At 63.1% G+C, this 4,645-nt stretch carries 4 protein-coding genes and 1 pseudogene; all 5 read left to right on the forward strand.

The genetic code is table 11. The features are described 5' to 3' along the window. Window positions 1–779: branched-chain amino acid ABC transporter permease (locus EN939_RS21610; RefSeq protein ID WP_164751129.1), on the forward strand; the 779-nt coding region annotated here is incomplete at its 5' end. A gap of 82 nt (window positions 780–861) precedes the next feature. Continuing rightward, window positions 862–2,199 (forward strand): ABC transporter substrate-binding protein, encoded by a 1,338-nt coding sequence (locus EN939_RS21615; RefSeq protein WP_127269594.1) that lies wholly within the window; start codon window positions 862–864, stop codon window positions 2,197–2,199. Window positions 2,200–2,278: 79 nt separating this feature from the next. Continuing rightward, a complete protein-coding gene (locus EN939_RS21620; RefSeq protein WP_127269595.1) occupies window positions 2,279–3,085 on the forward strand; it encodes an ABC transporter ATP-binding protein in 807 nt (268 codons plus the stop codon). Window positions 3,086–3,109: 24 nt separating this feature from the next. Next, window positions 3,110–4,357: an SfnB family sulfur acquisition oxidoreductase gene (locus EN939_RS21625; RefSeq protein WP_127269596.1), complete on the forward strand. Its 1,248-nt coding sequence runs from the start codon at window positions 3,110–3,112 to the stop codon at window positions 4,355–4,357. A gap of 65 nt (window positions 4,358–4,422) precedes the next feature. Continuing rightward, window positions 4,423–4,645, forward strand: a pseudogene (locus tag EN939_RS21630) (FMN reductase); the annotation flags it as partial.

A 4,645-nucleotide genomic window follows, 5' to 3' on the forward strand; every position in this document is an offset into this window, starting at 1 on the left:
GTGTCGAAGGCCTGCCGCTGGCCGGCAGCATCTTCCTGGCCGGCATAGTGGCGGCCGCGATAGGCGTCGTTTTCGGCCTGCCGAGCCTGCGCCTGAAGGGTTTTTATCTCGCGGTTTCGACCCTTGCCGCGCAGTTCTTCGTGCAATGGGCGTTGACCAAGTTCAGCTGGTTTTCCAACAACTCGGCGTCCGGCGTCATCGACGCGCCGAGACTGTCGATTTCAGGTTTCGCGCTCGACGGCGCCATCGGCCGCTATTTGTTCGCGCTGACCATCGTCACGGTGCTGACCTTCCTTGCCTATAGGCTGGCCTCGTCGCAGACCGGGCGCAACTTCATCGCCATCCGCGACAATGAAACCGCCGCCCGCATCATCGGCATTCCGGTGCTGAAGACCAAGCTTCTGGCCTTCGCCATCTCGTCCTTCATCATTGGCGTTGCCGGCGTCATCTGGGCCTTCGCCTATCTCAGAACCGTCGAGCCGGACGGCTTCGATCTCGACCGGTCGTTCCAGATCCTGTTCATCATCATCATCGGTGGTCTGGCTTCGATCCGCGGCGCCTTCTTCGGCGCCGCCCTCATCGTGGTCTTTCCACTCGCTCTGTCGCGCCTCGGCGGCTTCCTGCTTGGCGATCTCTTCGACTCGGGCGTGCTCGACATGAGCCAGCGCATCGTGCTGGGCGCGCTCATCATCCTGTTTCTGATCCTTGAACCCGACGGGCTGGCGGCGCTGTGGGACAGGGTCCGAAGACGGCTCCTGTTCGCCTGGCAGTCGACTTGAGCTGATGCATTGAAAATGAATCCAATCCGAAAATGAACAAGGGGCCGAACCCAAGACGGCCCATACCGGGAGTATCTCGACCATGACTTTCCTCAGCACAATCAAGGCGGCGGCGCTGTCCGCGGCGATGATCGTGTCGGTGGCCTTACCGGCCGCGCACGCCGACGAACAGTATTTTCCGCTGCAGAGCTATCGCGTCGGGCCTTATGCGGCCGGCGGCACCGGCTTCTTCGGCGGTTTCATCGACTATCTCAACCTCATCAACATCCGTGACGGCGGCGTCAACGGCGTCAAACTGACTTGGGACGAATGCGAGACCCAGTATGAGGTCGAGCGTGGTGTCGAATGCTATGAGCGGCAGAAGAGCCATGCCGGTGCCGCCGCCTGGAACCCGCTCTCGGTCGGCATCGCCTATGCCATGATCGATCGCATCACCGCCGACAAGGTGCCGCTGATCACCGTCAATCACGGCCGAACCGATTCTACAGATGGGCGCGTTTTCCCCTACGTCTTCCCTCTGCTGCTCAATCCCTACAGTGAGACATCAGGCATCGTGAACTACATCGCCTCCAAGGAAGGCGGCATCGACAGACTGAAGGGCAAGAAGATCGTCGTGCTCTATCACGGGTCGCCCTACGGCAAGGAAACCATCCCGATCTATGAATTGCTGGCGCAGAAATACGGCTTCACCGTGCAGCAGATCGAGGTGCCGCATCCCGGCAACGAGCAGCAGTCGCAGTGGCTGACCATCCGTCGCGCCAAGCCGGATTTCGTCGTCCTGCGCGGCTGGGGCGTGATGAACCCGGTGGCGCTGAAGACGGCGGTCAAGGTCGGCTTCCCCGTCGACCATATCGTCGGCAATGTCTGGTCGAATTCCGAAGAGGACGTGATCCCCGCCGGCGACGCCGCCAAGGGCTACACCGCCATCACCACGCAGGCTTCCGGCAACTCCTACCCGGTGGTGCAGGAGATCGTGAAGACGGTCTATGGCGCCGGCAAGGGTAACCTTGAAGACAAGGCGCGCATCGGCTCGGTCTACCACAATCTCGGCATCGTCAACGGCATCCTCAATGTCGAGGCGATCCGGGTCGCGCAGGAGAAGTTCGGCCATCGCGCGCTGACCGGCGACGAGGTCCGCTGGGGCTTCGAGCATCTCAAGCTCGATCCGGCCAAGGTCGAGGCGCTCGGCGCCAAGGACCTGTTCCACTCGATCAATGTCAGCTGGGACAATCACGAAGGCGAAGGCTACGTGACCTTCCAGCAGTGGGACGGCAGGAAGTGGAACGTCGTCTCCGACTGGATCGCGCCGGACTGGGCGCTGCTGCGGCCGATCATCGAGAAGTCCGCCGAGGCCTACGCCGCCGAGAAGGGCATCAAGCTGCGTACCGCCGACGATGCCAATGCTGTGACCACCAACTGATCAGTCAGTGCCGGGCGTCGCGGACCAAGTTTCCGTGGCGCCCGACCTGTTCGGTTTTTGAACCGCGAAAGAACAGCCTATGCCGAACGATGACGTCATTCTTGCCGTGGACGCGGTCCATGCCACCTACAACCACGCCATCACGGCGCTGCACGGCGTCAGCTTTGAGCTCAGGCGCGGTCAGATCCTGGCGTTGCTCGGAGCCAATGGCGCCGGGAAGACCACGACGCTGAAGGCCGTCTCCAACCTGCTGCCGGCGGAACGTGGCCAGGTCAATGCCGGCACCATCCGCTATGAAGGGTCCGATGTCTCGCGCCGCAAACCGGGTGATCTGGTGCGCGCCGGGCTGGTCCAGGTGCTGGAAGGCCGCCACTGCTTCAAAAGCCTCACCGTCGAGGAGAATCTGATCGCCGGCGGCATCGGCCGCAGCGGGAGCCGCGCCGAGATCAATCAAGACCTCGAGCGGATCTACGGCTATTTCCCGCGCCTCAGGGAGAAGCGCCGGACATTGTCCGGCCTGACCTCCGGCGGTGAACAGCAGATGACCGCCATCGGCCGGGCGCTGATGTCGCGACCGCGTTTGCTGGTTCTCGACGAACCGTCGATGGGACTCGCCCCGCTCATCGTCCAGGACATCTTCCAGAGCTTGAAAAAACTCAACCGTGAGACCGGCCTGTCGATCCTGGTTGCCGAGCAGAACTCGGCAGTCGCGCTCAGATACGCCGACCACGCCACCGTGCTCGAAAACGGCGTTTCCGTGCTCGCTGGCGCTGCCGCCGAACTTCGCCAGCGCGAGGACATCAGAGCCTTCTATCTCGGTCAATCAACCCCCGGGCAACAGGTGTCACCCGCCACCAAGCCCGCCCATCTCCACGCCGTTGCCTGAGCCAAAATCCCAAGGAGCAGTGAAATGACCGTTTCGACCGTCAAAACCGACAAGGCTTCCGCCGCCGTGCCGCCAGTCGCAAGACCGACCGCGCCAGCGCACATCATCAAGGACGATGCGGAGGCGATTGCGATTGCCCACGCGCTCGCCGCCGAATTCGTCAAGGATTCCTCCCGACGCGATCGCGAGCGGATCTGGCCGGTCGCCGAACTCGATGCCTTTTCGCAAAGCGGCCTTTGGTCGATCAATGTACCAAAGGCATTCGGTGGGCCGGAGGTGTCATATGCGACGCTGGCGAAGGTGATCGAGATCATCTCGGCGGCGGATTCCTCGATCGGCCAGGTTGCCCAGAACCATCTCGGCGTTGTAGCCGCCATCCGCACCGTGGCCGACGCGGACCAGCAGAAGCTGCTGTTTGCCGAAGCGTTGAAAGGCACGCGGTTCGGCAACGCCTTTTCCGAGTTCGGCTCCAAGCGCGCCGCCGATTTTGAGACCCGCTTCACCGATGCCGGCGATCATGTGGTTGTCAGCGGCCGCAAATTCTATTCGTCCGGCGCGCTGCTTGCCCACCTGGTGCCGATCGTGGCGCTCGATGACGAGGGCCGCGCCTGGTATGCGATCGCCGACCGCGGCGCACCCGGACTGACCGTCATCGACGACTGGTCGAGCTTTGGCCAGCGCACGACGCTGTCCGGCACCGTCATCATCGACAACGTCAAGTTGCCGAAGACGCATCTGGTACCCGGCTACAAGGGCTACGACAGGCCGACCGCCGACGGCGCCATCTTCCAGATCATCCAGGTGGCGGTCGACACCGGCATCGCCCAGGCGGCGATCGACGAGACCGTCAGCTTCGTCAGGACCAAAAGCCGCGCCTGGATCGACAGCGGCGTCGACAACGCCTGGGACGATCCCTACACCATTCAGGCCATCGGCGACCTGACGCTGCGCCTGCACGCGGCGCAGGCGCTGCTGGAGAAGGCCGGCCTGGCGATCGACCGGGCAGTGGCCGAGCCGACCGCCGACACGGTCGCGCATGCGCAGATCGTCACCGCCGAGGCAAAAATCCTGTCGACCGAGATCGCCATCGCCGCGACCAACAAGCTGTTCGAACTGGCAGGCACACGCTCGACCCTGGCCGAACACAATCTCGACCGGCATTGGCGCAATGCCCGCACGCACACGCTGCACGATCCGGTGCGCTGGAAATATTCGATCCTCGGCAAATATTTCCTCAACGGCGAAAATCCGCCGCTGCACGCCTGGAGCTGATCTCCCACCGGCGGGCGGGACGGCCCGCCACGTCAAACCTTCGACCATCCAAGAGGCTCACTGCCATGTCAAATCCAACAGTCGTCGGCTTTTCCGGCAACATCACCCGGCCGTCAAAGACGCGCGCCTTCGTCGACCTGGTCACCAGGGACATCGCCGCCAGCCACGGCCTGTCTGCGAGCACCTATGATATCGAGGATCTCGGTCCGTCGCTGGGAACGGCGAAATGGGCCCGCGATCTCGACGGCCAGGCGCGCGCGATCCTGGAACAAATCCTCGCCGCCGACG

It is taken from the genome of Mesorhizobium sp. M7A.F.Ca.CA.002.05.1.1, from assembly GCF_003998335.1.
GTDB lineage: Bacteria > Pseudomonadota > Alphaproteobacteria > Rhizobiales > Rhizobiaceae > Mesorhizobium.

Bases quoted from the DNA above. Each gene is read 5' to 3' on its own strand.
- EN939_RS21615 (WP_127269594.1), top strand. From the start codon at position 862: ATGACTTTCCTCAGCACAATCAAGGCGGCGGCGCTGTCCGCGGCGATG.
- EN939_RS21620 (WP_127269595.1), top strand. From the start codon at position 2,279: ATGCCGAACGATGACGTCATTCTTGCCGTGGACGCGGTCCATGCCACC.
- EN939_RS21625 (WP_127269596.1), top strand. From the start codon at position 3,110: ATGACCGTTTCGACCGTCAAAACCGACAAGGCTTCCGCCGCCGTGCCG.